Source organism: Streptomyces sp. SID11385, assembly GCF_010548245.1.
Classification (GTDB): Bacteria; Actinomycetota; Actinomycetes; order Streptomycetales; family Streptomycetaceae; genus Streptomyces.
The window spans coordinates 1-3,085 of sequence record NZ_JAAGLR010001100.1 but is presented as its reverse complement, the minus strand read 5'-3'; the positions used below and the strand labels follow the sequence as shown (position 1 = coordinate 3,085).

The following is a 3,085-nucleotide window of genomic DNA, read 5'->3' as shown; positions in this document are numbered from 1 at the left end:
CCTGCGTCCCGCCGCGCGGCGCGCTCGCCGCGCAGGTGCCCGTACGGCACGGGCGGCTCACCGTCGTCGACCGCGCCTTCGTGCGGAGCGCGCACGCCCGGGGGCTCCAGGTGCACGTGTGGACGGTGAACGAGGAGGCGGAGATGACCCGGCTTCTGGACCTCGGTGTTGATGGCATCATGACCGACCACATCGAGGCGCTGCGCACGGTGCTGCGGTCCCGGGGGCAGTGGCCGGGGGCCTGAGCGGCGCGCGCGGGACGAGGCGAGGGAGCGGGATGGGCGCACGGACCGCGGGGGCGGCGATCGCCACGGGGGCGGCGGACGAGGCGGGGGCGCGCAAGCGGGAGCAGCGCGGCTGGTACTTCTACGACTGGGCCTGCTCGGTGTATTCGACGAGCGTGCTCACCGTCTTCCTCGGCCCGTACCTCACCGAGGTGGCGAAGAGCGCGGCCGACGCGGACGGCTACGTGCACCCGCTGGGCCTGCCGGTGCGGGCGGGCTCCTTCTTCGCGTACAGCGTCTCGCTCTCGGTGATCGTCTCCGTCCTCGTGATGCCGCTCGCGGGCGCGCTCGCCGACCGGACGGGCCGCAAGAAGCCGCTGCTCGGGGCTTCCGCCTATCTCGGCGCGGCGGCGACGGCGGGGATGTTCTTCCTGGACGGGGACCGCTACCTGCTCGGCGGGGTGCTGCTCGTCGTCGCGAACGCCTCGATCGCGGTCTCGACGGTCGTCTACAACGCCTTCCTGCCGCAGATCGCCGCGCCGCGGGAGCGCGACGCGGTCTCCTCGCGCGGCTGGGCCTTCGGCTACGCGGCGGGCGCGCTGGTCCTCGTCCTCAACCTGGTCCTCTACCTCGGGCACGACTCCTTCGGCGTGAGCGAGTCGACGGCGGTGCGCATCTGCCTGTCGTCGGCGGGCCTGTGGTGGGGGGTGTTCACGCTCGTCCCGCTGCGGCGGCTGCGCGAGCGCCCGGCCGCGGAACCGGGCGCGGGCGTCGTCGGCGGGAGCTGGCGCCAGCTGGGCGCCACGCTGGGGGACATGCGCCGCCGCCCGGTCACGCTGTGGTTCCTGCTCGCGTACCTCCTCTACAACGACGGCATCCAGACGGTCATCTCGCAGGCGTCCGTCTTCGGCTCCGAGGAGCTGGGCCTGAGCCAGTCCACGCTGATCGTGGCGATCCTGCTCGTGCAGGTGCTCGCCGTGGCCGGGGCGCTCGGGATGGGGCGGCTCGCGCGGCGGTACGGGACGAAGCGGACGGTGCTCGCCTCGCTCGGCGCCTGGACGCTCATCGTCGGCTGCGGCTACTTCCTGCCCGCCGGGGCCCCGGTGTGGTTCTTCGTGCTCGCCGCCGGGATCGGGCTGATCATGGGCGGCAGCCAGGCGCTCTCGCGTTCGCTGTACTCCCACCTGGTGCCCGCGGGCAAGGAGGCCGAGTACTTCTCCGCGTACGAGATGAGCGATCGCGGCATGAGCTGGCTCGGCCCGCTCCTCTTCGGGCTCACCTACCAGGTCACGGGGAGCTACCGGGACGCGATCATCTCGCTGGTGATCTTCTTCGTGCTCGGCTTCGGCGTCCTGCTGCGGGTGCCGCTCGCGCGTGGAATGCGCGAGGCGGGGAACACCGTTCCCGAGGGCGTGGAGGGCGAGCCGGACGGGGTCGCGCCGAATTTCGCACGGGGGCACGAAGGGCGGTAGTGTACGCGTTTGACCATCCGGATGTACCGTTCCTGCGCCTCTGAACAGCGAAGACAGCCCGAGATTTTCGGTGCGTACGTCGCCAGATGTGACAAAGCGGGCACTGGTGGGTACAAATGGGGCGGCTACGACGGCGACGCTTTGACCCTGCACGGGAATCTTCACCGCCGACCGGACGTTGACCGGATGACGACGACAGCGACGACTGTCCTGTGGGCGAGCAAGCCCGGGAGGCACGATTCATGAGTGAGCGAGCGCTTCGCGGCACACGCCTTGTGGTGACCAGCTACGAGACGGACCGCGGCATCGACCTGGCCCCGCGCCAGGCCGTCGAATACGCATGCCAGAACGGACACCGCTTCGAGATGCCGTTCTCGGTCGAGGCGGAGATCCCCGCGGAGTGGGAGTGCAAGGTGTGCGGTGCGCAGGCACTCCTTGTCGACGGGGACGGGCCGGAGGAGAAGAAGACCAAGCCCGCGCGCACGCACTGGGACATGCTCATGGAGCGGCGTACGCGGGAGGAGCTGGAGGAGGTCCTGGCCGAGCGCCTGGCCGTCCTGCGCTCCGGTGCGATGAACATCGCGGTGCACCCGCGCGACAGCCGTAAGTCCGCCTGAGTCCTCGGTCGGCCGGTTGGAGGCAGCAAAGCGAAAGGCCGTGGGCCGGACACCTTCTCGGTGTCCGGCCCACGGCCTTTCGCTTTGCTGCCGGCACTCAGGGGGTGAGGGGCGGGCGCGGGCCCTCGTCCTCGTCGTGCGGCTTCGTGGGGGTGTCCTCGCGGACGACCTCGCCCTGGACGACCTTGCCGTCGGGGCGCTGGGTACGGGCGCGGGTGTAGGCGCTGCCGAAGGCGCCGCCCGTCGCCTCGTCCAGCTTGCGCTGCATCGTGCGCTCGACGCGGCGCGAGAGCGCGCCCCGTATGCCGGGGACGAGGAGGACGAGCCCGGCGACGTCCGAGAGCAGCCCCGGGATCATGAGGAGCAGCCCGGCGAGCATGAGGAAGCCGTTGCCCTCGGCGCGCTCCTGCGGGGCCGCGGCGGTCGGGGGCTGCTGGAGGGTCCGGGTGAGCGCGCCGAAGGCGCGGCGGCCCGCGCGCTTGACGACCGCGCCGCCGCCGATGATCCCGGCGGCGAGCAGCGCGACGACCACGAGGCCGCCGGCCGCTTCGCCGACGAGGATCAGCAGCCAGATCTCGATCACGAACCAGGCGGCGATCCCGAGGGGGAGCCATCTGCGCGGGCCGCTGCGTTTGGCGGGGGGCGGAGGGGTGCTGGGCGTCATGGGTCCAGTGTGCCCTTGGAAGGGGGGCGGGGGGTGGCTGGGCCTTGCCGCGGGGTCGGCCTTGCGCCGGGGTGGCCTCGCGGGGCTCCGCCCCGGGCCCCGCTCCTC

General features: G+C 72.3%; 4 protein-coding genes. 3 read left to right on the top strand and 1 reads right to left on the bottom strand.

Annotated features, from left to right (window positions below; all coding sequences use genetic code 11):
• The 3 genes from G3I42_RS33690 to G3I42_RS33680 form a co-directional block, all read left to right on the top strand.
• Positions 1 to 245 (top strand): glycerophosphodiester phosphodiesterase family protein (locus tag G3I42_RS33690; RefSeq protein ID WP_275405319.1); only part of this gene is annotated, 245 nt, incomplete at its 5' end.
• A gap of 32 nt (positions 246 to 277) precedes the next feature.
• Positions 278 to 1,696 (top strand): MFS transporter, encoded by a 1,419-nt coding sequence (locus tag G3I42_RS33685; RefSeq protein WP_164291460.1) that lies wholly within the window; start codon positions 278 to 280, stop codon positions 1,694 to 1,696.
• A gap of 242 nt (positions 1,697 to 1,938) precedes the next feature.
• Entirely contained in the window at positions 1,939 to 2,313 is a 375-nt protein-coding gene (locus tag G3I42_RS33680; RefSeq protein WP_008749015.1) for an RNA polymerase-binding protein RbpA, read from the top strand.
• Between the two features lie 97 nt (positions 2,314 to 2,410).
• Here the strand turns inward: G3I42_RS33680 and fxsA are convergent, their stop codons facing one another.
• Entirely contained in the window at positions 2,411 to 2,977 is a 567-nt protein-coding gene (gene fxsA, locus G3I42_RS33675) for an FxsA family membrane protein (protein WP_203607690.1), read from the bottom strand.
• Between the last annotated feature and the right edge of the window lie 108 nt (positions 2,978 to 3,085).

Excerpts from the sequence above, each read along its gene's own strand:
- G3I42_RS33685 (WP_164291460.1), top strand. The coding sequence starts at position 278 with ATGGGCGCACGGACCGCGGGGGCGGCGATCGCCACGGGGGCGGCGGAC.
- G3I42_RS33680 (WP_008749015.1), top strand. The coding sequence starts at position 1,939 with ATGAGTGAGCGAGCGCTTCGCGGCACACGCCTTGTGGTGACCAGCTAC.
- fxsA (WP_203607690.1), bottom strand. The coding sequence starts at position 2,977 with ATGACGCCCAGCACCCCTCCGCCCCCCGCCAAACGCAGCGGCCCGCGC.